Source organism: Streptomyces sp. TAA204 (genome assembly GCF_000424965.1).
This window is the reverse complement of record NZ_AUKW01000011.1, coordinates 37047-62766: the sequence shown is the minus strand read 5'-3', so window position 1 is coordinate 62766 and position 25720 is coordinate 37047. Positions and strand designations below refer to the sequence as shown.

Genomic DNA, 25720 nt, shown 5'->3' with positions numbered 1-25720 from the left:
CGCGAAGCGAGGAGAACACCATGTGCCTGGCGGTACCCGGCAAGGTGCTGAACATCGAGGAGCGGGACGGCACCCGCATGGCCACCGTCGATTTCGGCGGGGTGGCGAAGGACGTGTGCTGCGAATACCTGCCCGACCTGCAGCCGGGCGAGTACACCATCGTCCATGTCGGTTTCGCGCTGCAGCGGCTGGATGAGGAATCGGCGCGGCAGACGCTCGCGCTGTTCGAAGAACTCGGGCTGCTGGACGAGGAGTTCGGTGATCCGTGGGAGCTGGCAGCCAGGGAGGCGGCGAAGTGAAGTACCTCGAGGAGTTCCAGGACCCGCAGCTGGCACGGAAGCTGCTCGACGACATCCACGCCACCGTCACCCGCCCATGGGCGCTGATGGAGGTGTGCGGAGGTCAGACGCACTCCATCATCCGGCACGGCATCGACCAACTCCTGCCCGATGCGGTGGAGTTGATTCACGGCCCGGGATGTCCCGTCTGCGTCACGCCGTTGGAGGTCATCGACAAGGCACTGGAGATCGCCTCCCGTCCCGAGGTGATCTTCTGCAGCTACGGCGACATGCTGCGCGTCCCCGGCACCGGCCGCGACCTCTTCCAGGTCAGGGGCGAGGGCGGGGACGTTCGCGTCGTCTACTCGCCCCTGGACGCGCTGCGCATCGCCCAGCAGAACCCGCAGCGCGAAGTGGTCTTCTTCGGGATCGGCTTCGAGACCACCGCGCCGCCCAACGCCATGACGGTGCACCAGGCGCGCAAGCTGGGCATCCGCAACTTCAGCCTGCTCGTCTCCCATGTGCGCGTGCCCCCGGCCATCGAGGCGATCATGCAGTCCGACTCCTGCCGGGTGCAGGGATTCCTCGCCGCGGGCCATGTGTGCAGCGTGATGGGCACCGGCGAATACCCGGCCCTCGCGGACCGGTTCAGGGTGCCGATCGTGGTCACCGGCTTCGAGCCGCTGGACGTGCTGGAGGGGGTGCGCCGCACCGTGCGCCAGCTCGAGCGCGGCGAGCACACCCTCGAGAACGCCTACGCCCGCGTCGTGCCGCCCGAGGGGAACCCGGCGGCCCGGGCGATGCTCGACGACATCTTCGAGGTCACCGACCGCTCCTGGAGGGGTATCGGTGTGATTCCCGGCAGCGGCTGGCAACTGGCCTCCCGCTACCGGGAATTCGACGCCGAACACCGCTTCTCCGTCACCGGCGTCAACACCCGTGAGCCGGACGAGTGCCGCAGCGGGGAAGTCCTGCAGGGTTTGCTGAAGCCCCACGAGTGCGAAGCCTTCGGCACACTGTGCACCCCCCGTACGCCGCTGGGCGCCACGATGGTCTCCAGCGAGGGCGCCTGCGCCGCGTACTACCTCTACCGCCGGCTGGAGGGTGCGCACCGGAAGGCCCCCGCCGCCGGGGGCACCCCCTCGGCTGACGGCTCGCGAGCCCCGTCCGACGGCTCGCGCACCCCGGCCGCGACCGCACCGCTGGAGGGCAGCTCCGTTGTCTGAGACCACGGGCCTCGCAGGCCCGCGCACCGAGCCCGCCGGACCCGACTTCTCCGGGCTCACCTGCCCGGCGCCGCTGCGTGACCAGCCGCGCGTCGTCATGGGCCACGGCGGCGGCGGAGCGCTCTCCTCCGAACTCGTCCAGCACATCTTCGCCCCCGCCTTCGGCGGCGACCTGCTCGCCGGGCTCGCCGACTCCGCGGCGCTCACCCTGGGCGGCGCGAAGCTGGCCTTCTCCACCGACTCCTTCGTCGTACGGCCGCTGTTCTTCCCCGGCGGCAGCATCGGCGACCTCGCCGTCAACGGCACCGTCAACGACCTCGCCATGAGCGGTGCCCGCGCCGCCTATCTCTCCTGCGGGTTCATCCTCGAGGAGGGCGTGGAGGTCCCGCTGGTCTCGCGGGTCGCCGAAGCCATCGGCGCGGCGGCCCGCAGCGCCGGCGTCGAGATCGCCACCGGTGACACCAAGGTGGTCGAGTCGGGACGCGGCGACGGCATCTACGTCAACACGGCGGGCATCGGCCTCATCCCCGACGGCGTCGACATCCGCCCGCAGCGTGCCGAGCCCGGGGACGTCGTCATCGTCAGCGGAGACATCGGCGTTCACGGTGTGGCCGTCATGAGCGTGCGCGAAGGGCTGGAGTTCGGTGTCGAGATCGAGAGCGACTGCGCCGCGCTCGGCGGGCTCGTCGAGGCGATGCTCGCCGTGACGCCGGATCTGCACGTCCTGCGCGACCCGACACGGGGCGGGCTGGCGGCGGCCCTGAACGAGATCGCGGTGGCGGCGCCGGTCGGTGTCGTCGTACAGGAGCAGGCCGTGCCCGTTCCGCCGCCGGTGACGAACGCGTGCGCCGTCCTCGGCCTGGACCCGATGTACGTCGCCAACGAGGGCAAGCTCGTCGCCTTCGTGCCGCGCGAGCATGCCGAGGCGGTACTGGCGGCGATGCGCGAGCACCCCCTGGGTGCGGGGGCGGCGGTGATCGGCGAGTGCGTCGAGGCGCACCCCGGCATGGTCGTCGCCCGTACGGGTCTGGGCGGCACACGTGTGGTCGACCTCCCGGTGGGGGAGCAGCTCCCGCGAATCTGCTGACGTCCGTGCGCGAGGATGCCGCCGGCGGCCGTGCCTCAGCTGCGGCAGGGGTACGTGCCGCCGGCGGGGCGCAGACCGTGCTCGGCCAGCGGCCCCACGCTCAGTCCTTCGGCTTGGCAGCGTCCCACCAGATGCGGCAGGGCCTCCAGCGCCGAATGCCACGCGCCGGGGACGCTGGAGCGGTCGGTGTCGTGCAGCAGCACGGTCGCCCCGCCGCACAGCCGTTCGGCCAGTTCGGCCAGCACGCTGTCCGCGTCCGCCCGTGCCGTCCAGTCGCGGCCCCAGGCCGTCCACAGCACGGGCTGGAGGCCAAGGCGCCGGGCGGCACTCCAGCGGGTCGCCGTCAGGACGCCGTACGGCGGCCGGTACCACCGGGGGCGCGACCCGGCCGTACGGTCCACGGCAGCCACGGCCCGCGCCAGGTCACGCACGTCGGACACCGGCCGGGGGTGCCAGAAGTGCTCGTGCCGCCATCCGTGCACGGCGAGTTCGTGCCCCTCCCCGATGATGCGCCGGCCCAGGTCCGCGTACCGCTCGAGCTGCGCGCCCAGCACGAAGAACGTGGCACGTACGGCGAGCCGGTCCAGTTCCCGCAGGAAGTACGGGGTGCTGCGCGGGTCGGGGCCGTCGTCGAAGGTGAGGGCGACGTGCCCGGCGTCGCCGCGGCCGTCCAGGGCGGGGCTGAGCACCCCCCGCACGCACGGAAGCCACGTCGCCGCCGGGCCCAGATGCCATCCGGCGGTCGCCAGAGCGGCGGCCGAGGCCCACATGGCGCCTCTGGCGGTACGCCTGCGCGCAGCCGTACTCACCACACAGTCTCCTCCTGCTTCCCGGAGACCTCAGGCGTCCGTGCGAGATGCACGCTGCCGGCGCCGACCAGAGCCAGGGCCATCAGCTCCGGAATGACCAGCAGCCCGAGTGTCAGCTTCTCGTCGAAGAGGACGGCGCCCAGCACCAGGCTCACCAGCGAGTCGCCCAGGGTGAGCGCCGGCTGGGAGGCCACCAGGGTTCCCGCGCGCAGCGTCACCTGCAGCAGCAGGAAGCTCACCAGCCCGACGACCGCCACGCCGTAGGTCTGCCACGCCGTCAGCAGAGCCCCCAGACCGTCGGACAGCCGTGAGATCGCGTCCTTCATCAACGCGGCGGTGGCGGAGAAGCCGACGGCGGTCGCCGCACCCAGCACCGTGGCCCGTGGGGCCGACGGCAGGCGTGAGGCCAGGGCCAGCAGGAGCAGTACGGCGGCGAGCAGTCCGCCGCCGACCGCGAACCACCTGCCCACCGGGACCCGCGTGGTGCCCACCGTGGGGTGGACGAGGATCAGGAACACGGCGAGACCGAGCACCATGGCCAGGAACGCCCACCAGGCGCGGGGATCCGGGCGGCGGTGGAAGAAGATGCTGCCCACCACGAGCGTGAACAGCAGTTCGGTGGCCATCACGGGCTGCACCACCGCCAGCGGCCCGGCCGCCAGCGCGCCCGCCTGGCAGATGCCGGAGATCACGAGCATCGCCGATCCCCACATCCACACGGGCCGGTGGAGGAGATGGCCCAGCCAGGAGAAGCGTCTGCCGGAGGAGCTGACACGCTCCGTCGCGGCAGCCCGCCGTTGCAGCACGGAGGCCGCCGCGTTGGCCAGCGCCGCCATCAGCGCCAGTACGACAGAGACCGTCAGCAGCAGCACGTGGTCACGACCCCCTAGCCGAACCGCTGGGCGAGACTGCGGAAGAGACCGGGCGCCACACCGTGCACCCGTGCCGGAAGGCTCAGCCAGCCGGGTACGTACGCGTCGGGGCGTCCGGACACCAGGGCGCGGTGCACGGCGTCCGCCACTTGTGCGGGGGGCACGGGCCGGGGGCGGGTGCGGCGGTAGGGAACGCCGCGTCTGCCGAAGAAGGGGGTGTCCACGGGGCCGGGCATGACCATCGAGACCCGTACGCCGGACGAGGCCAGTTCGTAGCGGAGGCTGTCCGCGAAGGCCATCAGGCCGCCCTTCGTCGCGGCGTAGACGGCCTCCTCGCGTACCCCGACCGATCCGGCGACGGAGCCGATGAGCACCACCCGGCCCCTGCGCCGGGCGACCATGCCGGGCAGCAGCAGGCGCACCAGGTGGAGTACGGCGGAGAGATTGACCGCGAGCAGACGGTCGACGGCCTCGGCCGGCATGCCTGCGAAGGGCCCCGCCCAGCCGATTCCCGCTCCGCACACCAGCGCGTCGACACGTCCGCCGTGTGCCAGTGCCTCCCGGGCCAGCCGGGCCCGCGCGTCCGCGTCGGTGAGGTCGGCAGGCAGCGCGGTGCCCCGGGTGCGGACCGCGACGTCGGCGAGCCTGTCCTCGTCACGTCCGTTGAGCAGCAGACGCCAGCTGCCCTCCGAGGCGAGCTGCTCGGCGACAGCCGTGCCGATGCCCGACGACGCACCGGTGACGAGCGCCACCGGCCGCTGCGCGCCGCGCTGCACGAGCCGCCCAGAACTGTCGAACATGACGTCCTCCGGTGATCAGGAGCAGGACTCCCAGAATGCTGGCTATCCGCCCGGCTCGCCTGCGCGCATGTGTTCGCGCTGGCGCACCAATCACCCGAGCGGACCCGGTTCGGCGTGCCCGTACCGCGGCACCCAGCCACCCGGTGCGGGCACCGTGCCGGCCGGCGGTGCGCCGGACCAGCCAACCTCTGGAGCCTTATGCGGCAACGGTTCCTGATGCTCAGCGCGAGCATGGGCGCGGGCCACGACGCCGTCGCCGGTGAGCTGGCAGGCAGGCTTCGGGCGCGTGGTCACAGCGTGGTCGTGGAGGACGTACTCGCGCTGCTCCCCTCGGGGGTAGGGGCGGCGCTGCGCGCCGGCTACCGGGGCACGGTCCGGCACGTGCCCCGTCTCTACGGGGCGGTCTACGCCGCGTTCCTCGCACCAGGCCCGGGGCGCGGCCGCGACACCGGGGCCGTGCCCAGGCCGGGGAGCGCGCCGCTGGCGGCACTCGCCGAGCGTCCGCTGATGAGACTGGTGGAGACGTGGCAGCCCGATGCCGTCGTCTCCACCTTCCATCTGTCGGCACAGGTGACCGGCAGGCTTCGGGGGCGGCAGGCGCTGCGGGTGCCCAGTGTGGTGACCGTGATCGATTTCGCGGTGCACCGCGGCTGGCTGCACCCGGGGAACGACGCGCACCTGTGCGTCACCGAGGGCGCGGCGCGCACCGCCCGTACGGTCACGGGCAGGCCGGCGGAGGCAACGGGGCCCGTGGTGCCGCCGCACTTCGCCGGAGTGGCGGAGGCCGGTGCGGCCGTCGGTGGGGGCGGGGCCGGGGAAGGGGGTGCCTCCGGCGTCTCCGGTGGCCGCGGTGCTTCCGGCGGTGGCACGGAGGAGGGGGGCGCAGGGGAGTCGGGGCAGGCGTGGCGCCACGAGTTCGAGGCCCTTGCCGGGGGCCGTCCGGCCGTCCTGCTCTCCGCGGGCGCGTGGGGAGTGGGGTCGCAACTGGCGGGAACGGCAAGGCGGCTGGCCGGGCACGGTGTCTTCCCCGTACTGCTGTGCGGCCGCGACGAACGGCTGCGCCGCCGTGCCGCCGCGCTGCCGGGGACGCTTGCCCTGGGCTGGGTGGGGGACATGGCCGGACTGATGTCCGCCTCCCGCGCGCTCGTCGACAACGCCGCCGGGCAGACCGCCGCGCAGGCGCTGGCCGCCGGTCTGCCCGTGATCGGCTACCGGCCGCTGCCCGGCCACGGTGCCGAGGGCCTGCGGGAGATGGCCGCTGCCGGGCTGTCGGAACTCGCGGGGGACGAGGAGGAGTTGGCCGCCGCACTGGTCGGACTCCTGCGTCCCGGGCCCCTGCGGGACCGGCGAGTCGCACAGGGACGCGCCCTCTTTCGTGCCGACGCCGCGCAGCGTGTCGCGGAACTGGCGTCGGCCGGCGTACGCGGCTGAGGCGTGTGGAGGTGTGCCGGGCGCGTGCCGGACGTGGCCGCCGGGGTTGTTCGGGCACGCGCGCAACTGCCGCCCCGCTCCCCGGGGGAATCCGGCGCAGCCAGGAGGACCCGCCCGTTTTGTCCTCCACCGGAAGGGAACCTGGAGCCGATGAGTGAACACGAGCGTTCCCGCACCGTGGCGGCGCTGCCGGAGGAGGTCTTCGAGCAGGCGTGTGACATGGACCAGATCGACACGTGGCTGCCGCGGGAGCTGCACGTGCACGCGCAGGAGCCCCCGGCCGTCACCGTGCACGACGACGACACCGGCCGGGACGCCCGCGCGCTGCTGCGCGCACGGCGGGACCAGCTCCGTCTGGAGTGGGGCACACGGGACGACGGGAGCTACGCGGGCTGGCTGCAGGTGGAGGGGATCGGCAGCGGCGCCAGCGCGGTCACCGTGCATCTGTCCTTCTTCGACGAGGGGCACGCACCGCCCGACCACCGGATCACCGCAGCGCTCGACGAGAGCCTGGACCGGCTGGCCGAGCAGGTCCGGGTGCGGGGGGACAAGGCGGGCTGAGGGCAGGCCGACGCACCGTACGGTCCGTACCGTACGGCGGCCTCCCGTGCGGTACGGGCAGGCACCGCGCACGGGTGAGGGCGGGTGCTCCGGGCCGTACGGGCTCAGACGGCGCGGGAACCGTCCTCGTCGTCGACCAACGCGACCCAGCCGTAGGGGAGTTCCTCACCGTCGACGGTGATCGCCTCCACCGTGCGGGTGCGCGGGTCGATGTCGGCCTCCACGCCTTCGCCCGCGTAACGCGGGTACCCCGTCTCGCCCTTGGCGCCGGTCGCCCGGACGCTCATCACGCGCAGTACGGGGCCGTGCTCCGGGTGGCCCTCGGTGTCGGCCGTCTGCGGTTTGAGGACGATGTCGTAGTGCGGTTCGGCAGAGCCCATGGTCCGACGGTAAGCCCGCACTCCGCACGGCGCCTCCCGTCGGGTGCCCGCCGCGCCGGTGGCCTGCGCGGCGGGTCCGCCGGGGCGGGCGGGATACTCCCCGGGTGTGGCCGGGGCCCGCCGGAGGAGGTGCGGGGCGCCGTCAGACGACGTGCTCGGCGCGCAGTGCCTCGATGCCGGCCTCGGAGTGGCCGAGCTCGCCGAGGACGGCGCCGGTGTGCTCACCGACGGCGGGTACGGGGTCCATCCGTGCGCTGGTCCCGCCCAGGTCGGCAGGCGGCAGCAGTGCCTGGACCGTCGCGCCCGGCACGGCGACCTCGCGCCAGCGGTCGCGGCCGCTCAGCACGGGGTGACGGAGGAAGTCCGCGACGGAGTTGACCTCGGCGTAGGCGATGCCGCTCCGGTCGAGGACCGAGATGATCTCTGCCGAGCCCGAGCGGGCGAAGCGCTCCGCGAGCAGGGCGTTGAGCGCGTCCCGGTTGGCGACGCGTGCGGAGGAGGTGGCGAAGCGCGGGTCGTCCCTCAGCTCGGGCTGTTCGAGGAACTCCGCGCACAGCGCGGCCCATTCACGCTCGTTCTGGATGGAGAAGAGCACGTCCCTGCCGTCGGCGGCGGAGTACGCGCCGTAGGGGGCGATGGTGGGGTGCTGGGTGCCGATCCGCTCCGGATGCGTGCCCGAGTGCTGCGTGTAGTAGGCGGGTTGGCCCATCCACTCCGCCAGGGCCTCGAAGAGCGAGACCTCCACCGGCCGGACGACGCCCGTGGTGGCTCGTGCGAACAGCGCGGTCAGGACCCCGCTGTAGGCGTACATGCCGGCCGCGATGTCCGCCACGGACACCCCGGCGCGGGCCGGTTCCCCGGCGCTGCCCGTGAGGGAGACCAGCCCGGTCTGGCACTGCACGAGCAGGTCGTAGGCCTTGCGGTCCGCCCACGGGCCGTTCGTGCCGTACCCGGAGATCGTGCACGGGATCAGCCGCGGGTGTGCGGAGGTGAGGTCGTCCGGGGCGAGCCCCAGCCGGGCCGCCGCCCCGGGCGCCAGATTGTTCACGAACACATCGGCCCGTTCCAGGAGTTGGCCGAGGACGGCCCGGCCCCGCTCGTCCTTCACGTCCAGGGTGAGGGACTCCTTGGAGCGGTTGAGCCAGACGAAGTAGCTGGAGTGGCCGTGCACGGTGGTGTCGTAGCGGCGGGCGAAGTCGCCGCCTCCGGGGCGTTCGACCTTGATGACGCGGGCGCCGAGGTCGGCGAGCTGGCGGGTGGCGAACGGGGCGGCAACGGCCTGTTCGAGACTGACGACGGTGACCCCGTCCAGCGGGCGCTGAACCATCCTTCGCATCCCCTTCGGATCGGCGGCGGGAGCGACGGCCGTACCTCGGCCACCGGCCCGAGCTTTGTACGGCCAGGGGTGCGGGAGTGTCAATCACGCCTCTGAACAGCCAAGACCCCGGCACCTCCCATCCCTGGAGCGACACGCTCCGCGCTGTGCCCCGGATCTGTACGGCCTTGCCCGACCTGCCCGGACCCGCCGCGGTCGCCGGGCAGCCCCCGCGGCCGCCTGCCTGCCTCCCGGCGAGGACGCGGCCGGACGGGCGGACGCGGCGAGGGGCATCTCCCTCGTCCGTCTCCCGTCCGGCCCGCGCCGAACGGGCACGTCAGGCCAGCAGGCGCTTCCAGTCGGACTGGCTGAGCCCGCCGGCCGAGGGCGCCTTGCCGCGGGACTTGCGCAGCAGCGTGGTGACCGCGTCGTCCACGTCGCCGCTCCCGCCGGCACGCGCCGGCGGTGTGATCAGCGGCCAGATGTCGGAGCCGAGGTAGCCGGTCTCGTCGGTCCTGCTGTGGGCCGTCGCCTTGCAGGAGTGCTTCTCGATGCCGTGCCTGTCGGCCAGCTCGGCGACGGCACGCTTGGTCGCCGTACCGAAGACACCGTCCACGGGCACCGACGAGAGGCCCTTGGCGCGCAGCAGGTGCTGAGCGGCGCGCACCTGCGGACCGACCGCGCCGGGCTTGAGCAGCGGCCAGGTCAGCAGCTCGGCGGCGGACGCCAGGCCGAGCGCGCCGCCCACGGCGTCCCGCAGCTCCTGCAGACGGCCGTAGAGGACCTCGCCGGGGCACTCGGTGGAGTTGAAGTCGCGGTGTCCCTGGATGTTCACCAGGCTCGTGCCGTACTGTCCGGCGATCCACGCGACCAGCTGCACCAGGGAGTCCCACAGCGCCTGCGGGACGTCCACGTCGGTGTAGAGGCCCTCGTTCTCGATACCGATGACTTCGCTGTTGTGGTTGCCGACGTTGGCGCCCTGCACGTGCTGGGTGCCTCCGCGTACCACCTCCAGGCTCCTGTGGCGCCCTTCGAGCATGAAGCCGCCGCGGCTGTTGGTGAACTGCTGCCCGGAGTCCGTCCAGCCGTTGCCGTCCATGTGGAAGTTCTGGATGCTCCGGCAGATCTGCATCGCGTGCTCCAGCGAGTAGTCCTCGCTGTTGCCCGGCTCGGCCGTGTGGTGGACGACGATGTAGGTCGGGACGCGGTCCAGGACGAGGATGTCGCCGGACGGGGCGCGGGCGCCCCATTCCGCGGTGCTGTAGATGCGTGGCTCGGCCGCCGCCTTCGCGCGTGTCGCGCGCGAGCCGTGCGTTCCTGCCGTCCCGGCGGCGCTCGCGGTGCCGGCGGCGCTCAGGCCGATGGCCCCGGCGGCGGTGGCCGCCACGCCTCCGCGCAGCAGTGAGCGGCGGTCGAAACCTGGCTGTGCAGCCATCTCGATCTCCTTCGGGTGTGGGAACGGAGGCTCGCGAGCTCGGAGTTCCGTCACCGACGAGTGGGGGGACCCGTACGGGAGCCGAGCCGGTGGCTCTCTCCCGCACGGGCTGAAATCGGGTTCCGCGCTTCGCCAGTAAAAGCAACCCGCCATGAACGCGACAACCCTGTAGGGGCAACGCGTCGGAACTTTCTGCCGGTTCTGAAAGAAACGGGGGCCACGAAATCACCTGTAGCAGAGCGAACCGGGCCGCGCCTCCCGTGGTTGACCCAGTGAAAGCTCCGCACGGACGGGCGCCGGACCGCCGCGCGCCGCCGGACGCAGGTGGGGCATCGCCTGCCGCCCCGTCAGGTGACACGCCGGCACCGGAGCTGAGCGCCCGCCGTACACACCGGTGCCGTGCCGGAGGGGACCGCCGGGCGTGCGCGCAGGCTGCTACGCCGTACGGGTGCCCACACCGGCCGCCGGGCATACGCCGCGTCCCGCGAAGGCGGCGTTCACACGGACGCCGCCTCTCCTCCGAGCGGAAGCCGGCCGAGCGCAGCGAACCGGGCGGCGGCCCGCTGCGCCGTGGTCAGATCCTCCAGGGCGCCGCCGACGCCCGTTCGGGGCGGCTCGCCCCGGGTGACCATCGCGTGGAAGGCGACGAGTTCCTCCTCGAAAGCCTCGCCGACCGAGCGGAACTCGCAGCGCCGCTCGGAGCTCCCGGCGCTGTCCGTGGCGGTCAGGACCGTGGGTGCGTTCATCAAGTAGGGCGAGGGAAAGGCAAGTTCGAGGGTGCCGCCCTCGTGGTGCACGGCGAAGGTCTCCCGGTATGCGGCGTGTCCCGGCAGAAAGTGCCAGCGGATGCCGTAACGGGCCCCGCGTGGAAGGCGCCCGGAAAGCTCCAGTGAGCCCGGCAGCGCCGGGTCCGGCCCGGGCCACGCCGCGGCGAAGTCGACGGTCTCGGGCGCGCCGTCGACGGCTCTCATCAGTGAAAGGTCGTGGCAGACCGAGGAGTTGACGATGTCGTAGAGCGAGCGGACGGAGCTCGGGGCGTCGGTGCCCAGGGCCTCACCGATGAGCGCGGCATCCCTCTCGCGCAGTTCCGCCAGCGCGTCCGGGCCGACGTCGGCCGGTGGCGACGGGAGGCGCGCGAAGTCCAGTTGGGCCCGTGTCGTGGGGTGCAGGACGCACACCTCCACGGAACGTACGGCGCCGGGTCCGCCTGCCTCCTCCAGCAGCCGGGTGAGGCGTACGGCGGCGGGGTCGTACTGCTTCATGTATCCCGTCATCAGCCGCGGCCCGCGCGCCTGTTCGCGCTCGGCGGCGGCGACGCGTCCGGCCTCGGCGCGGGTGAATGCCAGGGGCTTCTCGCACAGGACCGCGTACCCCGCGCGCAGAGCCGCCTCGGCGTCGTCGCCGTGCGACCCGGAGGTCAGCAGCAGTACGGCGTCGAACCCTCCCGCGGCCAGGAGTGTCCCGGTGCTGGTGTACTGCCTCTTCGCCGGGACCGCGAAGCGGGTGCCGATCCCTTCGAGCGCGCTGCGCGAGAGGTCGCACAGTGCGGTGATCTCGAAGAGGTCGCTCCGCCGCTCCAGCAGCGGCAGGTGCGCGGTGCGGGCGACGGCTCCCAGCCCGGCCACGGCGAGGCGGACGCGGGTGCCTGCGGAGGCGGGCGTGTCGGTCATGGTCAAGGCCCCTTGTCGCGTGTGGTCGTCGGGCGGCGGTCGGCGGTCGGCGGGCCGTGGCACCGCGGTGCGGCTCGCCGGACGCGCCGTTGCCCCGGTAGAGATCCTGCCCCCGGCCATGCCCCTTCGATTCCCGCCTCACGCGAGGCGGCCCGGCTTCCCCCGTACAGGGAAGCCGGGCCCGCCGGTACTCAGCCCTCCGCGGAGGCCGCGAAGGCGTCGAGGCCGGTCAGTTCGGCCGAGAGCGTCCACAGCCGGGCCGCCTCGGCGGGATCGACCGCGTAGTCGCGGACCCCCGCGGCCGTGGGGGAGACGGGCTCACCCGTCGAGACCTCCGCGATGTCGCAGTCCTCGCAGTAGACCCCGCCCATGCCCTCCAGCTGCGGGGAGGTGGCGGCCCACACCTGTGTCGAAGCGCCGGCCTCGGGGGACTTGAACGAGGGCTGCAGCGGGTTGCCGTCCTCGTCGATCCAGCCCAGGGCCACCATCTCCTCGGCGGGCAGGTGGCGTTGGAGCGGAGTGAGGATGCCGCCGGGGTGCAGCGAGAAGGCGCGTACGCCCGAGTCGCGGCCGAGCGCGTCGAGCCGGACGGCGAAGAGGACGTTCGCCGTCTTGGCCTGCCCGTACGCCTCCCACTTGTCGTAGCCCCGCTCGAAGTGGACGTCGTCCCAGCGGATGGCCGACCGGCGGTGTCCGGCCGAGGAGACGGAGACGACGCGGGCGCCGCCGCCGTGCGCGAGCGCCGGCCAGAGCCTGTTGACGAGGGCGTGGTGTCCGAGGTGGTTCGTCGCGAACTGGGCCTCCCAGCCCGGACCGACCCGCGTCTCGGGGCAGGCCATGACCCCGGCGTTGTTGATCATGATGTCGATGCCGCGTCCCGTGCCGAGGAAGCGCTCGGAGAAGACACGCACGGACTCCAGGTCGGTGAGGTCGAGAGTGTCGATCTCGACACCGGAGATGTCGCCGACGGCGTCCCGTGCGGCCTCGTGCCGCCGCGCGGGCACCACCACATGCGCGCCCGCTGCGGTGAGCGCGCGTGTCGTCTCCAGGCCGAGTCCCGAGTAGCCGCCGGTGACGACCGCGAGCTTCCCGGACAGGTCGATGCCGCGCAGGACTTCCGCCGCGGTGCTGCGGGCCCCGAAGCCGGAGCCGATGCTGTGCTGAGGAGTGGTCATACCGGGAACGCTACGAATTGGAGCGCGCTCCAAGGCAAGTGAGCGGACCGGTGACGTGGCCGGCGGTTCCCGGATTCCCCCGTACGGCACCGCCCGCCGCCGTGGCGCACTCGCTCGTCAGCCGGTGAGGAAGTCGGCCTCTCCCGACTTGGCGCCCGCTATGAAGGCGCTGATCTCGTGCGGGGTGTAGAGCAGCGCGGGCCCGTCGGGGTCGGTGGACTGCCGCAGTGCGACGCGGCCGTCGGGGAGCTTCTTCGCCTCGACGCAGGCGCCACCGTTCTGTCCGCTCCAGGGCTTGTGCCAGCCCTCGGAGCCCAGTTCACGAGCGGGCATGCCGTTGTAGGCGCGGTCGGCGGCGGTCTCGGTGTCGGCTTCGGGGTTCATCTCTCGAACTCCTTACGCGGATGGATCAGTACGTCCGGGGTCCCGGCACGTTTCGGCAGCCGGCGACGGGTTACACGTGAGGGACTTCCTGCGACCGCCCTCAGGCAGCTGATCCCGGCGGATCGCAGCCGTCATCCGGTCTGCCAACACAAGCGTTTTCCTTGCGACTTGCCTCTGAAATTATCAGAACGAAGCTTGCGACCTGAAGCCTACATGGACATAGTGTCAAAGGTGACGCACTTCACCGGGGCCCGAGGCCCAGACGACCAACAGACCGGCCCAGTGCCGGGATCGGGGGTGAGCGACGCCGCACCACGGGGGAGTGCGGCGTCGCTCAAGCGCATACCGGGACTGCCGGCCCCGCATCTGGCCCCGCATCCGGCCCCGCATCCGGCCCCGCGTCCGTACACGCCCGCACGGGGGCTGCCGTGAGCGGCCACGAGGGAAGGCCGCCGCCCGTCGACACCGCACGTCCGCACTCCGCCCGGATCTTCGACTACTGGCTGGGCGGCTGTGACCACTTCGAGGCCGACCGCAGCGCAGGTGAGCAAGTGCTCGCCGCGTTCCCCCGCATGAGGGAACTGGCCCGCGTCTCACGGCAGTTCGTCGGACGCGTCGTACGTCATCTGGTCACCGAGGAAGGCGTGCGGCAGTTCCTCGACGTGGGCACCGGCCTCCCCACCGCCGGCAACACCCATGAGGTGGCCCAGCAGATCGCTCCGGAGTCCCGGATCGTCTACGTCGACCACGACCCGCTCGTCCTCGCGCACGCCGACGCGCTGCTCGCCTGCTCCCCGCAGGGCGCGGCCGACTACATCCACGCCGACGCGCGTGAGCCCCGGCGCATCCTCACCTCCGCCTCGCGCACTCTCGACATGGAACAGCCGGTCGCGGTGATGCTGATGGGCCTCCTCGCCCACATCGACAGCCACGCCGAGGCCCGCTCCATCGTGAGGACGCTGATGGAGGACCTTCCCGCCGGCAGCTTCCTGGCCATCCGGGACGGCACGGACACCGACGAGGAGTACAGGACCGCCATGCGCGACTACAGCCGCAGCGGCGCCGTCCCCTACCGGCTGCGCTCACCGGCCCGGATCGCGGACTTCTTCGACGGGCTGGAACCGGTCGAGCCCGGCCTCGTCCCCTGTCCGCTGTGGCGCCCCCCGGCCGGAGCGGGCACCGGTGCGGGGGCGAGCACGCCGGTACTGGGCGGGCTCGGCCGGAAGTTGGGCGACCGCCGCGTCCCGCCGCCGTGACCCTGGCGCGTCCCGTCGCATGCCGCTGGGTTCACACGGGCCGTACGCGGCCGCCGAACCACCGCGCCCGGTCGTGACGTGCGGGCCGGAGCAGCCGGAAACCCCACCCGAGTGACAGCTGTCCCGGCGGCGGCAGCAGCCACCGGGTACCGTTCACCGGGACGACTCCGGAGGTGCTCGCAGAGGGCGTCCGCCGTCGGGCTGTGCCGCCCGGTGCGGGACGCCCGGGACACCGACCAGCGAATGAGGGTGCGGAAGATGCGGATCCTGATCATCGGTGGCGGCATCGCCGGAACCGCCGCGGCGCTCGCCCTGGACAAGGCGGGCATCGAGGTCACCGTCCATGAGGCGCACCCCGACAGCGGAGAGGACACCGGCGCCTTTCTCACCCTCGCCAGCAACGGCATGCTCGCGCTCGCGCAGTTCGACGCCGCGGAGGCAGTCGCCGACACGGGCTTCGAACTGACGGCGATGCGCATCACCGGCGACACGGGAACGGTCGTCTCCACCGTGCCGCTCGGCGAGAGCGAACATCCGCTCAGACGGTTCCGCTGCCTGCGCCGCGCCGAACTCGGCGCGGCACTGCGCTCGGAGGCGGCACGCCGCGGCATCGCCGTCCGGTACGGGCAGCGGTTCGTCTCCGCGACCGAGGACGGGGAGGGCGTCACCGCCGCCTTCGCCGACGGCAGCACCTCTCGCGGTGATCTGCTGCTGGGCGCCGACGGAATCCACTCCGCCGTCCGCACCTTGGCCGACCCTGACGCCACCGCGCCGCGCTACGCGGGCCAGCAGGTCTTCTACGGCTACACCAGCAAGGCGGCACCGCCGAACCAGCCCGGACGCATCGAGATGCTCCGGGGCAGCTCATCCGCGATGGGATACGCGGTCTCGCCCGGCGGTGAGACCTACTGGTTCGCCCGCGTCTCGGGTGAGGAGCTGACCCGTGCCGAGATCGCGGAGACCACGCCGGCGCAGTGGCGGGAGCGTCTCCTGCCGATGCTGCGGCCCGATGCCACCGCCGCGGCGGACATCGTCGCGGCCACGGGGGAGCGGCTGATGGTGACCAACGCCCGCGACCTGTCCACGGTCACACGGTGGCGTACGGAGCGCATGCTGCTCGTAGGCGACGCCGCCCACGCCGCCTCGCCCGCCACCGGGCAGGGGGCGTCGATGGCCCTGGAGGACGCGGTCGTGCTGGCCAAGTCGCTGCGTGACGCGCCCACCACGCAGTCGGCGATGGAGATGTACGAGCAGCTGCGCCGCCCGCGCGTGGAGCGCAACATCGTCAACAGCGCCCGCCTGACGCCCCGTCGGTCGCCCGGCCGGCTCCAGCGGACCCTGCGCAACTACCGGGCCCGCAGGCGCCCCGAGTCCTCCGCCTCCGGCGCGGACGAGGAGCTGAACGGCCAGCTCGACTGGGACACGCCGCTGCCCGCCGTCTCCGCCGAGCAGGCCACCTGACCGGCGCGGTCTCCGTTCACCGGACAGGCCGGGCGCCCCCGGGTGAGGCGTCCGGGGGCGAGGTTTCTCCCGCGGCACCGTCCCCGGCCGGGGCGTCCGCTGCGCCGTCCTCCCCTGTGCCCGCGTCCTCGCGGTGCCTGTACGCGCGCAGCACGAGGGCGGCGAGCAGCAGCACGGCGAAGATGACCGCGACCGCCGTGAAGCCGAGACCGTCGAGGAGTTCGGCGACGTGCCTCTGCACGACGCCCGCGGCATCCACGACCGGGTCGGCGCCGGCGCCTCCGCGCAGCACACGGATCTCGTACCAGCCGTAGTAGGCGACGTACGCCCCGGCGAGCAGCAGCAGCCCGCCGCCGAGGCGGGAGGCGACCGGGCCCAGACCGCGCAGCCGGCCGACACGGACCGAGCGGGAGAGGGCCACGGACACCGCGGCAGCGCCGACGATCACGCCCATCCCGCCCGCGTACGCGGTGAAGAGCACGACGCCCTCCAGGGCCGACCCGCTGCGGAAGGCGGAGACCACGATGGCGAGGAACGGCGCGATGGTGCAGCCCAGGGAGGCGACGGCGTACGCCGCGCCGAACGCCGCCATCGACGGCAGGGAGCGCGTCACCGCGGGCGCGCGGCGGAGCCTGGGGAGGAGAGCGGGCAGGTCGCGTCCTGCCACGAGCCAGGCTCCGGCGAGGGCCAGCAGCACGCCGAGGACGACGGTGAACCACGGCAGGTGTTCCTGCACCTGGCCCGCCACCGGCGCGACGGCGAGTCCGAAGAGGGCGAAGACGCCCGCGAAACCGAGTGTCATGGCCGCCGTCGCGGCCAGAGCGCGGGTCAGCGCGGCCGTACGGGTGGGGCTGTCGTCGCCCAGGACGAGCAGGGACAAGTAGGCGGGCAGCAGGGCGAAGCCGCAAGGGTTGACCGCGGCGAGCATGCCGGCGGTGAGGGCGAGTGCGAGAGGCAGGTCGTACATCGCGGTCAGCCGACGAGCTCGCCGACCTTGCCGGCCAGCCCCTTGCCGGCCGGGAGGTTCCCGGTGAAGGCGGTCTCGCCGTCCTTGTCGAGGACGACATAGGTGCTCTGCTGCGAGACCCCGAACTTCTTCCAGACGTCACCGACCTCGTCGTCGATGTGGGAGAAGGCGCCCACGTCCTGGGACTTCACGAAGTCCTTCATGGCCGCGTTCTTGTCCAGACCCGCCACCCCGACGACGTGGGCCTCGCCCTCGTACTCCGCCGCCACCCTCGCCGTCTCGGATGCCTGCGCCCTGCACTTGGGGCACCACGGGGCCCAGAACCACAGCACCGTGGGCCTGCCCGCCAGGGACGCGCCCTTGAAGGTCTTTCCGTCGACGGTCGTGCCGGTGAAGCGCAGCACCTCGGGCGCCTCGCCCTCCCCGGCACCGGAGTTCCCCTCGGCCGAATCCCCGTCGGCCGGGCCCTCGTCGGCCGAGTCCCCGGAGGAGGGGGCCGCGGACCTCCCCGCGCTGTCCCGGCCGTCGCCTCCGCCCGCGGTTGGGCCGCCGTCCGTGCCGCAGCCGGTCAGGGTGAGCGCCGCAGTCGTCAGCAGGGCCGGGAGGAGGGAACGGGCACGCATGGACAGCTCCTGGTGGTCGGGATCGTCGGCATAGAATCTAGGCCGACCCCCCGGCCGTACCCATGCGCCCGCGGCTTACGGTTCTGTGACGTCGGCCTGCCGGAGACGGTCGCCCGACTGCCGGGAACCGCACCGCCTCCGCCTCACCAGGCCACTCCACGCACGCCTTCGGGCATTCCCGGCCGGTCCTCGACGGCGGGTCGTGCGGCCGGGAGCGTCTGCCACGATGGGAGCCCGCCGTTCCTGGCGGCCGCTGCCGGGAGGAGTGCCCATGCCCAGTCGGAAGGCTCTCGTGCGCAGGCCGGGTCCGCGGCTCGCGGAGGGGCTGGTCACCCATCTCGAACGGGTTCCGGTCGATGTGGAGGCGGCGGTGCGCCAGTGGGAGCGCTACGTCGGGGTTCTGCGCGAGCACGGCTGGCAGACGGTCGAGGTGGCGCCCGAGAACGGCTGCCCCGACAGTGTGTTCGTCGAGGACGCCGTGGTCGTCCACCGGGGTACGGCTCTCGTCTGCCGTCCCGGCGCACCGGCACGCCGGCCCGAGACGGCAGCCGTGGAGGAGACGGTGAGGGCCCTGGGGTACGCGGTGCACCGCATGCACGAACCGGCCACCCTCGACGGCGGGGACGTGCTCAAGACCGGCGACACCGTGTACGTGGGGCGCGGCGGGCGCACCAACGACGAGGGCATCCGCCGGCTGCGCGAGGTGTTCGAACCGCTCGGGGCACGTGTGAGACCCGTGCCCGTCTCCAGAGTGCTGCATCTGAAGTCGGCGGTCACCGCGCTGCCCGACGGCAGTGTCATCGGGTACCCGCCGCTGGCCGAGTTCCGTTCGCTCTTCCCGCACTTCCGTCCCGTGCCGGAGGAGGCGGGCGCGCACGTCGTGCTGCTGGGCGGGGACCGGCTGCTGACGGCGGCGAGCGCGCCGAGGAGCGCGGAGATGTTCGCGGAACTGGGCTACGAGCCGGTCCCGGTGGACATCGGCGAGTTCGAGAAGCTGGAGGGCTGCGTGACGTGCCTTTCGGTGAGACTGCGCGAACTGCCCGTGTGAAGCCCGCGGAGCGGCCGGAGGAGCCGCCCGAACTTCCCGGCGGCCGTTGTGGTCCGTCTCCGGGCCGTACGTCTCCTCCCCACGTGCCTGCCCCCTGCCGGGCTCCGGACGGCCGTCACCGCAGGCTCGTTGAGCTTCTGGCGGTCTCCTCTCCGCTTCTGCCCCCTGTCTGCTTCACGGCGCTCTGCGCGCTCTGCGGGAGCGAACGCCCCGCGACGTGGCGGATCCTCCCGTCCAGGGCGGCGGCCGGGTCGTCGGTGAAGCGGTGCAGGGCGACGGCGGCGGTGAGGATGACGTCGCACAGTTCGACGGCGACGTCCGACGTGCTGTGGGTGCGGCCTTTGCGCGGGTTCTGGCCGACCGCTCCGATGTACGCCTGCATCACCTCGCCGGCCTCCTCGGTCAGCTTCAGCAGCCGCATCGCGGTCTCCTGCTCGCCGGTGCCGTTGGCCTCGTCGAGCCAGTCCACGAGGCGGCGGACCGCCGCCCACTGCTCCGGTGTCATCGCTCAACTCCCTTCGGGGCGCGGCCCCTCGAAGAGCGGCCTTCGCGGAGCGCCCCTTCGCGAGCGGCGCGCGGGTGGGGCCGGAAGGCACATCGTCCCGCACCCGCCGGCCCGCCCGACACCCACCGGGCCGCCGCCGGTTGACGGCCCGGCAGGGCAGGGCACAGCAGGGCCCCGCCCGGCCCGTCAACTCCCGCGCTCATCGCCCGGCGGCGTCCATCAGCCCCTGGACGCGGATCTTCCCCATTCCCAGCATCGCCTCCATGACCTTCCGGGACGTGGCCGGATCGGGGTCGTTCAGCAGGTCGGTCAGTGCCCTGGGGACGATCTGCCAGGACAGGCCGTACCTGTCCTTCAGCCAGCCGCACGGCCCTTCCTGGCCGCCTTCGCCCAGCTGCGCCCAGTACCGGTCCACCTCGTCCTGGTCCTCGCAGTCCACGGTGAGCGAGACGGCCTCGCTGAAGGTGAACTCCGGGCCGCCGTTGAGGGCGGTGAACCGCTGCCCCGCCAGTTCGAAGGTGACGGTCATGACCATTCCCGCCTCGCGGGGGCCGGCCTCTCCGTACCGCTGCACGTCGATCACCCGTGAGTCGGGGAAGACGGACGTGTAGTGCTCCACCGCTTCCTCCGCCTGGGTGTCGAACCACAGGGTGGTCGTGATCTTCTGCATCGCGCCGTCCTCCTTGGCCGTTCTTCCGGTTGCCGGAACAGACCGGAAGCAAAGCTGTAATTCATCGCAGAGGGCGCAGAGGGCGCAGAATCGGAAAGGCGGAAGCACCCCAGTGCGGACCGGGAGGCCAAGGGGGTGCGGCGCGGCTCGTCAGCGCCAGACGTCCTGGCCTCCGCCCCTCCACTCGATCAGGTTCGGATCGTCCAGCTGGACCTCGTCGTCGCTCAGGCCCGCGTGCCGCAGGAACTCGGCCACGTCCTCGGGCCGGAAGGCCGTGCCGAGCTGCTCCGCGTGAGCCGTGACGCGTCTGCCGCCCTTGGCCGCGGGCGGATGTACGACGATCGGAGGTGTCATATCTCCAGGTTGCTCCTTCCGTGGCGCAGACGCATCCCCGAGAGCTCTTGTATCCGTTGTATCCGTATGAAGGCCCGCCCCGGCCGGATCCGCCCGCTGAAGATCACCAGCCGCGACAAGAGCGGTCTCGCCGCGCACTGCACCGAGATCCGCACCACCGGACGGCGGTCGATGAACCGGCAGGCACGCAGCTGGCTCCAGTTCGACAAGCCCTCCACGAGCCCGCGCGACGAGGTCTGCCGGCCGCTGGGCGTCTGCGAGCCGCAGGCGCTGTGGAACGCGGTGGTCCGCGGGCACGGGCTGTCGCGCCGGGAGGCAGGCACCCGAGGTGCCTGGCGGGGATGACCCCGGCCGGCGGGCCCGCGCCGCGCGCCCGTTCCGCCCGACGCCTTGTTGACCAGCTGTCAACAAGGCGGACAGACTCCCGGCATGACGATCACCGGGCGTCCCACCAGACACACGTTCATCGACGCGGCCAGAACCGCCGCCGCGCGTCTCACCCGCCCCGACGGGCACGGCAGGGGCGCGCTCGTCGCCTTCGGCGCGCTGGCCGCCGCGGACCTGGCGGCCGTCCGGGGCGGGAAGTCGCGCGGCCTGCGCCGGGCGGCCAAACCCCTGCTGATGCCCGCCCTCGCCGCGTACACCCTGCGCCGCCGCCCCGACGAGCAGACCCCGGTACCGCGCACTCTCCTCGCGGGCCTCGCGTTCGCGACGGCCGGTGACACCGCGCTCCTCCTCGACGAGCACGAGCCGGCCTTCCTCCTGGGCATGGCCGCCTTCCTCGGTACCCAGGTCAGCTACACGGCGGGCTGCACCCGGCTCGGTGCGCTGCGCTCCGTCCGCCGAAGGCCGTGGCCGGCGGTCGGCGGCCTTGCCGGCTGGGGCGCTGTGAACGCCGTGCTCGGCCCGTCATTGGAGAAGAACCTGCGGCTGCCCGTCGCCGGGTACAGTCTCGCGCTGACGCTGATGGGCGCCGCCGCCCTCGGGGTGGGCGGGAGGGTCGGGGCGGGCGCCGCCGCCTTCCTCGGGTCGGACCTGCTGATCGGGCTCCAGGCGGCGGGCCGGAAGGTGCCCTCGCAGGAGCTGCTGATCATGGCCGGCTACATCCTCGGCCAGTATCTGATCACCACCGGATGGCTGGACCGTTCCGAGTCCGGGCAGGCCACGGCCGCGCACACCACCTCCGCGCGCACCTGGGGGCCGCGGGACTGAGAGGCGCGCCCTCAGCCGCCCTCGTGCCCCTCGTGCACGGGCCGCAGGCTGAGCCTTCGTACGGTGTGCTCCTCGACGGCCGGGCGGCTGTAGAGGAGGGGGAACGCCTCGTCCCGGGCCCACGGCGTGAACAGGTCGCGGTAGTGGGGGCCGGCCGGGTCGCCGGACTGGCCGGGGGAGTTCATGGCCAGCGATCCGTCCCACGCACCCACGTCGACGACGAGGCGGAAGGTGGCGCCGCCGCTCTGCCGGAAGTCGGAGGTGTACGCGGCGGCGCCGACCGTGTCGCCGCTGCCGCCGCGGGGCGCAGGTCCCACCGAGGCCCACTCCGGCTCGCGCCCGTCCGGCCCGTCCAGTAGCCCCCGCCAGGCGAGCGGGTGCCGCAGGAGGGCGTGGTGCAGGTCGCCCCACCGCCAGCCGCCGGGGTCCTCGCCCAGCAGCGTCTCCGTCTCGGCGACGGCGTCGGCGAGGCTGCGCAGGACGACGCGGCGCAGGGTGCCGGACGGGTCGGGGCCGAGCCGGTCGCCGGGCGACCGCAGCAGATCCAGAGTCACGCGGGGGTCGGAGGCGGCGTCCTCGCCGGGCAGCAGGCGGGTGAGCGCGGCATCGACCTGCCCGGCGGGCAGCAGATGCGTCAGCGCCTCGCGCAGCACGGCGGGGCGCAGGTGCCGCCGGAACCAGACCTCGAAGAGGGCTGCCGGGGCGGAGCCGGGCGAGAGCCGCGCGTCCCAGCGCAGCAGCATCGCCAGGGCGTCGGACAGGGCTCCGGACAGGGCGCCGGTGGCCGGTGCGTCGCTGCCGGCGATGTCCGCCAGCAGAGGCTGGACGGCGCGGGCAGGGAGGCTGACGTGGTCGGTCTGCAGCCGTACGCAGTCCCGCGCGCTCCACGTGCCGCGCTCTCCGAGCATCTCGGCGATCCGTCGGCGCCGGTAGGGGGCGTACCAGTCGTAGGTGACGGTCCGTTCCGCGTTGGGGTAGTCCGGCGGGAGATTCATCTCGTTGGCGGTGGCGAGCCAGCCCTCCTCAGGGTCGCGCACGGAGGGCAGCGAACCGGGGTCGTGGAAGCCGGCCCACTCGTAGCGGCCGTCCCCCGGAACGGGCAGTGTCCCGTCCCAGCCGGGGCGGACGGGGACGCGTCCCGCGGGGGACCACCCGATGGTGCCGTCGGCGGACGCGTACACCTGGTTCTCACCGGGCGCGCCCCACCGCCGCATCGCGGTGGTGAACTCATCGGCGTCCCGCGCCCCCATGTAGTCCATGCTTCCCAGGTACGGGGCCATGCCCGGCCCCAGCCAGGCCGCACGCACCGCGAACGCCGCGTCCTTCTCCGGATGCTGACGGATCACCGGCCCGTGCCGTGTGAACCACAGTTCGACCTCGGCGCCGTCACCGCCCGCTACGGGGACGGTCTCGCTCACCCGCACCATGGACTCCCAGCCTCCGCGGTACCAGTACCGGGTCCGGTCGGCCGGGTCGGTGCGGTAGACGTACAGATCCTCCTGGTCGACGGGGAAGATCGTCAGCCCGAAGGCGATCCGGCCGTTGTGCCCGACGGAGACGCCGGGCAGCGCGGGTTCGCCCGCCCCGATGACGTCGAGGCCCGGGGCCGAGAGGTGCGCCAGGTAGCGCAGTGAGGGCAGAGTGAGCGCCCGGTGGGGGTCGTTGGCCAGCAGGGGGCGGCCCGTGACCGTGCGGGAGGGGCCCAGCACCCAGTTGTTGCTCCCGTCCAGTCCCTGGCGGGGCGCCGTCTGCGCACCGCTTCCGGACGGCGGCTCCGCCCACGGCGGGACGGTCGCCATGCGGTACACGCGCAGCACGTCGTCCGGGATGACGGACAGGTCCAGCCCGTCCGGCACCCGCAGCCGGTGCGGGCCGGGCTCGCGTACGCGCCGCAGCTCCTCCGCCTCGGGACCGAAATCGCGCAGGGTCAGGGCCCGGGCCACCTCCTCGTGGAGGTTGTAGTGGAGGCCGTGACTGCGGATGCGGGCCACGTCGGACGCGTCCCAGAGGGAGGGCTGGTAGCCGAGACGGGCGAACTCCGGCGGCAGCAGCGAACGTTCACGGCGGCACAGCGACACGAAGGCGTTGACGCCGTCGGTGAAGGCCCCGGCGGCCTCCTCGGCGCCGGGACCGTATGCGCGCCACTCCTCGTCCATGGCGCCCCGGTAGAGGAACAGCCGTGCGGCGCGGTCGTGTTCGAGGAAGCTCTCGCCGAACACCTCCGAGAGCAGCCCCAGTCCGCGGCGGCGCCACAGGTCGATCTGGAAGAGGCGGTCGCGGGCCGCGTTGAACCCCTGGGCGAGGAAGAGGTCACGGCGGCCGTCCGCGTACAGATGCGGCACGCCCCACCGGTCGATGAGGACCTCCACGGGACGGGCGAGGCCGGGCACTTCGAAAACCGTTCGCGTCTCCTGCGGCTCGCGCACCTCGAACTCCTCTTTCCGCGTCTCCGGGCGTCCCCGCCCCGCGTCCCCGGGCCCCGGTTCGCAGGGCCCGGTGAGCAGGTCATCACAGGCACCGGGGCGCGGAGCGGGCGGGGTCGGTCACTCGGGCGGTTCCCTTACGACCTCGGCCATGTAGAACCTGAAGCCCAGGTAGCCGGTGAAAAGGGTCACCGCGATGACGAGTACGGGAACGCCGTACAGCAGCGCCGAGTAGAGAGCCATCTCTCTCCTCCATTCTTCTCGTGCCGGGTCTCTCGTGCCGGGTCTCTCATGCCGGGTTCAGCGGCTGCCGCACCGCCGGCGGTGCGGGGGTGCGGCCGCGGGTCACCAGCGAGGTGATCAGGAAGGCGGCCAGGTTGACCGCGGCGCCGACGACGATCGGGTCCACGCCTGTCGGCTCCTGGAACCAGAGCAGCCAGATCAGTGTGGCCGCCGCTCCGGCGACGACGGCGCTCAGCGCCGCGGCCACGGACCGGCTGCCGAAGAGCACGGCGATCAGCAGCGGTATGACGACGGTCGGCGCCCAGAACGAGTACGCGTAGATCAGCGCATCCACGATCGAGGGGACGACGAGCGCGAATCCCGTGGCCAGCGCACCGACGAGCAGGGTGAGTCCGCGCTCCAGCGACAGCTTCCGGCGTGTGCTGATCGCTCCCGGCACCAGCGGCCGGCAGATGTCCTTCACGAAGACCACGGCCGCCGCGTTGAGGTACGAGCTGGCGGTGGACATCACCACGGCCAGCAGCGCGGCCACCACCAGCCCGACCAGTCCGGCGGGCACCAGCCTCATCACCAGTTCCGGTATCGCCTGGTCCGGCTGTATGTCCGGATACAGAGCGAGCGCGGCCAGTCCCATGGTGGCGGCGACGAAATAGAACAGGAACGAGAAGATCCCGGTGAGCGCGAATCCACGCCGCGCGTGCTTGCTGTCGGGTGTGGAGAACGTCCGCTGCGCGTACGGCGGTACGAGCGTCTCGCCCAGCAGGAACGCGATGAACAGCCCGGCGAAGGCGGCTGGACCGTAACTGCCGCCGAATGTGAGATGCGCCTCCGGAAGCGCGTCGGCCAACGCTCCCGCTCCGCCCACCTCGCGCAGTGCCAGAATCAGCGTCACCGGAATGAAGACACCGAGGAAGACGAACTGCAGCATGTCGGTCTGGATCACCGCCCAGGCACCGCCGAACGATGAATACAGGACCACCACCGCCATTCCGGCAATGACCGACGGTCCGCGCGGCAGGTCCAGCGTGGCGTTGACCACCGTGCCGATCGCCAGGGCCTGTGCGCCGAGAATCCCGGCGCACAGCAGGATGGACAGGACACCGGTCAGCAGCCGGGCCGGCCTTCCGTAGTGCTCGTCCATGACGTCGCCGACGGTGTGCGCGCCGGCGTAGCGCTTGAGCCGCGGCGCGACGAACAGACCCACCAGAAGAAAACTGACGGCGTACCCGAAGAACGCGAACATGTAGACATAGCCGTCCGAGAACGTCTTCCCGGCCATGCCCATCGACGCACCGCCGCCGAGGAACGACGCCGCGAGGCTTCCGAAGAACACGGGCCAGATGATCCGGTTTCCCGCCACCGCGAAATCGTCCGCGGATTTCACCCTGCGGACCGTCTGTACTCCGATGACGACGAGAAGAACGAAATAGGCCACGAGCAGGACCCAGTCGATGACCCCCACGGCACCCACCTTCCTCCGAGTGGTAGAGGGCCCTCAGATTAGGCAGCGCCAATTCCCGCGTCACTGTTCGAAG

The 25720-nt window shown here is 72.7% G+C and carries 27 protein-coding genes; 10 read left to right on the top strand and 17 right to left on the bottom strand.

Annotated elements, in window-relative coordinates:
- Positions 1-20 precede the first annotated feature (20 nt).
- From H343_RS0118005 to hypE, 3 genes are read left to right on the top strand one after another with little or no spacing between them, the layout of a single operon-like run.
- Positions 21-299, top strand: a complete 279-nt coding sequence (locus tag H343_RS0118005; RefSeq protein ID WP_028432298.1) for a HypC/HybG/HupF family hydrogenase formation chaperone — start codon at positions 21-23, stop codon at positions 297-299.
- Entirely contained in the window at positions 296-1504 is a 1209-nt protein-coding gene (gene hypD / locus H343_RS0118000) for a hydrogenase formation protein HypD (protein WP_028432297.1), read from the top strand. Before H343_RS0118005 ends, hypD begins: the two co-directional genes overlap by 4 nt.
- Positions 1497-2591, top strand: a complete 1095-nt coding sequence (gene hypE, locus H343_RS0117995; protein WP_028432296.1) for a hydrogenase expression/formation protein HypE — start codon at positions 1497-1499, stop codon at positions 2589-2591. The genes hypD and hypE overlap by 8 nt, the downstream gene beginning before the upstream one ends.
- Positions 2592-2626: 35 nt before the next feature.
- Here the strand turns inward: hypE and H343_RS0117990 are convergent, their stop codons facing one another.
- From H343_RS0117990 to H343_RS0117980, 3 genes are read right to left on the bottom strand one after another with little or no spacing between them, the layout of a single operon-like run.
- Entirely contained in the window at positions 2627-3361 is a 735-nt protein-coding gene (locus H343_RS0117990; RefSeq protein ID WP_028432295.1) for a polysaccharide deacetylase family protein, read from the bottom strand.
- A gap of 35 nt (positions 3362-3396) precedes the next feature.
- Complete coding sequence (locus H343_RS0117985; protein ID WP_028432294.1) at positions 3397-4266, bottom strand: DMT family transporter; 870 nt, start codon at positions 4264-4266, stop codon at positions 3397-3399.
- Positions 4267-4286: 20 nt separating this feature from the next.
- The gene (locus H343_RS0117980) at positions 4287-5072 is read right to left on the bottom strand and encodes an SDR family oxidoreductase (RefSeq protein WP_051265462.1); all 786 of its coding nucleotides are present in this window, start codon (positions 5070-5072) and stop codon (positions 4287-4289) included.
- A 198-nt stretch (positions 5073-5270) separates the two neighbouring features.
- Between H343_RS0117980 and H343_RS0117975 the strand changes: the two genes are divergently transcribed.
- Together H343_RS0117975 and H343_RS0117970 are read left to right on the top strand one after the other, a co-directional pair.
- Entirely contained in the window at positions 5271-6503 is a 1233-nt protein-coding gene (locus H343_RS0117975; RefSeq protein WP_028432292.1) for an MGDG synthase family glycosyltransferase, read from the top strand.
- Positions 6504-6653: 150 nt separating this feature from the next.
- The gene (locus H343_RS0117970) at positions 6654-7064 is read left to right on the top strand and encodes an SRPBCC family protein (RefSeq protein ID WP_028432291.1); all 411 of its coding nucleotides are present in this window, start codon (positions 6654-6656) and stop codon (positions 7062-7064) included.
- Between the two features lie 104 nt (positions 7065-7168).
- Here H343_RS0117970 and H343_RS31295 read toward each other — a convergent pair whose 3' ends face one another.
- The 6 genes from H343_RS31295 to H343_RS0117940 all read right to left on the bottom strand — a co-directional run bounded on the left by H343_RS31295 (position 7169) and on the right by H343_RS0117940 (position 13423).
- Complete coding sequence (locus tag H343_RS31295; protein ID WP_051265460.1) at positions 7169-7444, bottom strand: hypothetical protein; 276 nt, start codon at positions 7442-7444, stop codon at positions 7169-7171.
- A gap of 142 nt (positions 7445-7586) precedes the next feature.
- Positions 7587-8771: a CaiB/BaiF CoA transferase family protein gene (locus tag H343_RS0117960; protein ID WP_028432290.1), complete on the bottom strand. Its 1185-nt coding sequence runs from the start codon at positions 8769-8771 to the stop codon at positions 7587-7589.
- A 325-nt stretch (positions 8772-9096) separates the two neighbouring features.
- The gene (locus H343_RS0117955) at positions 9097-10194 is read right to left on the bottom strand and encodes a peptidoglycan recognition protein family protein (RefSeq protein WP_028432289.1); all 1098 of its coding nucleotides are present in this window, start codon (positions 10192-10194) and stop codon (positions 9097-9099) included.
- A gap of 497 nt (positions 10195-10691) precedes the next feature.
- Positions 10692-11864, bottom strand: coding sequence for a Gfo/Idh/MocA family protein (locus H343_RS0117950; RefSeq protein WP_028432288.1), 1173 nt, complete (start codon positions 11862-11864; stop codon positions 10692-10694).
- Between the two features lie 191 nt (positions 11865-12055).
- Positions 12056-13039, bottom strand: a complete 984-nt coding sequence (locus tag H343_RS0117945) for an SDR family NAD(P)-dependent oxidoreductase (protein WP_028432287.1) — start codon at positions 13037-13039, stop codon at positions 12056-12058.
- Positions 13040-13156: 117 nt separating this feature from the next.
- Positions 13157-13423: a DUF397 domain-containing protein gene (locus tag H343_RS0117940; RefSeq protein ID WP_028432286.1), complete on the bottom strand. Its 267-nt coding sequence runs from the start codon at positions 13421-13423 to the stop codon at positions 13157-13159.
- Positions 13424-13851: 428 nt separating this feature from the next.
- Between H343_RS0117940 and H343_RS0117935 the strand changes: the two genes are divergently transcribed.
- Complete coding sequence (locus tag H343_RS0117935) at positions 13852-14679, top strand: SAM-dependent methyltransferase (protein WP_028432285.1); 828 nt, start codon at positions 13852-13854, stop codon at positions 14677-14679.
- Between the two features lie 258 nt (positions 14680-14937).
- Positions 14938-16140: an FAD-dependent oxidoreductase gene (locus H343_RS0117925; protein WP_028432284.1), complete on the top strand. Its 1203-nt coding sequence runs from the start codon at positions 14938-14940 to the stop codon at positions 16138-16140.
- A gap of 16 nt (positions 16141-16156) precedes the next feature.
- Here the strand turns inward: H343_RS0117925 and H343_RS31285 are convergent, their stop codons facing one another.
- Complete coding sequence (locus H343_RS31285; RefSeq protein WP_078505825.1) at positions 16157-17107, bottom strand: cytochrome c biogenesis protein CcdA; 951 nt, start codon at positions 17105-17107, stop codon at positions 16157-16159.
- A 5-nt stretch (positions 17108-17112) separates the two neighbouring features.
- Positions 17113-17730 carry a redoxin domain-containing protein gene (locus H343_RS0117915; protein ID WP_028432283.1) on the bottom strand — a complete coding sequence of 206 codons (618 nt, stop codon included), beginning with the start codon at positions 17728-17730 and terminating at the stop codon, positions 17113-17115.
- A gap of 271 nt (positions 17731-18001) precedes the next feature.
- Between H343_RS0117915 and ddaH the strand changes: the two genes are divergently transcribed.
- Positions 18002-18778: a dimethylargininase gene (gene ddaH / locus H343_RS0117910; RefSeq protein ID WP_028432282.1), complete on the top strand. Its 777-nt coding sequence runs from the start codon at positions 18002-18004 to the stop codon at positions 18776-18778.
- A gap of 115 nt (positions 18779-18893) precedes the next feature.
- On the opposite strand, the gene H343_RS31280 is transcribed toward ddaH, so the two are convergent.
- From H343_RS31280 to H343_RS0117895, 3 genes are all read right to left on the bottom strand, one after another.
- Complete coding sequence (locus tag H343_RS31280) at positions 18894-19283, bottom strand: MazG-like family protein (protein ID WP_199778944.1); 390 nt, start codon at positions 19281-19283, stop codon at positions 18894-18896.
- 199 nt (positions 19284-19482) lie between these two features.
- On the bottom strand, positions 19483-19953 hold the full coding sequence (locus tag H343_RS0117900) for a VOC family protein (RefSeq protein WP_028432281.1): 471 nt from the start codon (positions 19951-19953) through the stop codon (positions 19483-19485).
- Between the two features lie 150 nt (positions 19954-20103).
- A complete protein-coding gene (locus H343_RS0117895; protein ID WP_028432280.1) occupies positions 20104-20307 on the bottom strand; it encodes a hypothetical protein in 204 nt (67 codons plus the stop codon).
- 66 nt (positions 20308-20373) lie between these two features.
- On the opposite strand from H343_RS0117895, the gene H343_RS0117890 reads away from it, so the two are divergent.
- Together H343_RS0117890 and H343_RS31275 are read left to right on the top strand one after the other, a co-directional pair.
- Positions 20374-20652 (top strand): hypothetical protein, encoded by a 279-nt coding sequence (locus H343_RS0117890; protein ID WP_028432279.1) that lies wholly within the window; start codon positions 20374-20376, stop codon positions 20650-20652.
- Between the two features lie 84 nt (positions 20653-20736).
- On the top strand, positions 20737-21519 hold the full coding sequence (locus tag H343_RS31275; protein WP_078505823.1) for a lysoplasmalogenase: 783 nt from the start codon (positions 20737-20739) through the stop codon (positions 21517-21519).
- Positions 21520-21530: 11 nt separating this feature from the next.
- Here H343_RS31275 and H343_RS31270 read toward each other — a convergent pair whose 3' ends face one another.
- The 3 genes from H343_RS31270 to H343_RS0117870 form a co-directional block, all read right to left on the bottom strand.
- On the bottom strand, positions 21531-23945 hold the full coding sequence (locus tag H343_RS31270; RefSeq protein WP_037904190.1) for a penicillin acylase family protein: 2415 nt from the start codon (positions 23943-23945) through the stop codon (positions 21531-21533).
- A gap of 117 nt (positions 23946-24062) precedes the next feature.
- Positions 24063-24185 carry a hypothetical protein gene (locus H343_RS35985; RefSeq protein ID WP_486586938.1) on the bottom strand — a complete coding sequence of 41 codons (123 nt, stop codon included), beginning with the start codon at positions 24183-24185 and terminating at the stop codon, positions 24063-24065.
- Positions 24186-24231: 46 nt separating this feature from the next.
- Complete coding sequence (locus H343_RS0117870; RefSeq protein ID WP_028432278.1) at positions 24232-25647, bottom strand: sodium:solute symporter family protein; 1416 nt, start codon at positions 25645-25647, stop codon at positions 24232-24234.
- Positions 25648-25720 lie beyond the last annotated feature (73 nt).

Excerpts from the sequence above, each read along its gene's own strand:
- H343_RS0117950 (WP_028432288.1), bottom strand. The coding sequence starts at position 11,864 with ATGACCGACACGCCCGCCTCCGCAGGCACCCGCGTCCGCCTCGCCGTG.
- H343_RS31280 (WP_199778944.1), bottom strand. The coding sequence starts at position 19,283 with ATGACACCGGAGCAGTGGGCGGCGGTCCGCCGCCTCGTGGACTGGCTC.
- H343_RS0117980 (WP_051265462.1), bottom strand. The coding sequence starts at position 5,072 with ATGTTCGACAGTTCTGGGCGGCTCGTGCAGCGCGGCGCGCAGCGGCCG.
- H343_RS0117990 (WP_028432295.1), bottom strand. The coding sequence starts at position 3,361 with ATGTGGGCCTCGGCCGCCGCTCTGGCGACCGCCGGATGGCATCTGGGC.
- H343_RS0118005 (WP_028432298.1), top strand. The coding sequence starts at position 21 with ATGTGCCTGGCGGTACCCGGCAAGGTGCTGAACATCGAGGAGCGGGAC.
- H343_RS0117975 (WP_028432292.1), top strand. The coding sequence starts at position 5,271 with ATGCGGCAACGGTTCCTGATGCTCAGCGCGAGCATGGGCGCGGGCCAC.
- H343_RS31285 (WP_078505825.1), bottom strand. The coding sequence starts at position 17,107 with ATGTACGACCTGCCTCTCGCACTCGCCCTCACCGCCGGCATGCTCGCC.
- H343_RS31295 (WP_051265460.1), bottom strand. The coding sequence starts at position 7,444 with ATGGGCTCTGCCGAACCGCACTACGACATCGTCCTCAAACCGCAGACG.
- H343_RS0117960 (WP_028432290.1), bottom strand. The coding sequence starts at position 8,771 with ATGGTTCAGCGCCCGCTGGACGGGGTCACCGTCGTCAGTCTCGAACAG.
- H343_RS0117890 (WP_028432279.1), top strand. The coding sequence starts at position 20,374 with ATGAAGGCCCGCCCCGGCCGGATCCGCCCGCTGAAGATCACCAGCCGC.
- H343_RS0117970 (WP_028432291.1), top strand. The coding sequence starts at position 6,654 with ATGAGTGAACACGAGCGTTCCCGCACCGTGGCGGCGCTGCCGGAGGAG.
- H343_RS0117895 (WP_028432280.1), bottom strand. The coding sequence starts at position 20,307 with ATGACACCTCCGATCGTCGTACATCCGCCCGCGGCCAAGGGCGGCAGA.
- H343_RS0117940 (WP_028432286.1), bottom strand. The coding sequence starts at position 13,423 with ATGAACCCCGAAGCCGACACCGAGACCGCCGCCGACCGCGCCTACAAC.
- H343_RS0117955 (WP_028432289.1), bottom strand. The coding sequence starts at position 10,194 with ATGGCTGCACAGCCAGGTTTCGACCGCCGCTCACTGCTGCGCGGAGGC.
- H343_RS0117915 (WP_028432283.1), bottom strand. The coding sequence starts at position 17,730 with ATGCGTGCCCGTTCCCTCCTCCCGGCCCTGCTGACGACTGCGGCGCTC.
- H343_RS0117900 (WP_028432281.1), bottom strand. The coding sequence starts at position 19,953 with ATGCAGAAGATCACGACCACCCTGTGGTTCGACACCCAGGCGGAGGAA.
- H343_RS0117925 (WP_028432284.1), top strand. The coding sequence starts at position 14,938 with ATGCGGATCCTGATCATCGGTGGCGGCATCGCCGGAACCGCCGCGGCG.
- ddaH (WP_028432282.1), top strand. The coding sequence starts at position 18,002 with ATGCCCAGTCGGAAGGCTCTCGTGCGCAGGCCGGGTCCGCGGCTCGCG.
- H343_RS35985 (WP_486586938.1), bottom strand. The coding sequence starts at position 24,185 with ATGGCTCTCTACTCGGCGCTGCTGTACGGCGTTCCCGTACTCGTCATC.
- H343_RS31275 (WP_078505823.1), top strand. The coding sequence starts at position 20,737 with ATGACGATCACCGGGCGTCCCACCAGACACACGTTCATCGACGCGGCC.
- H343_RS0117945 (WP_028432287.1), bottom strand. The coding sequence starts at position 13,039 with ATGACCACTCCTCAGCACAGCATCGGCTCCGGCTTCGGGGCCCGCAGC.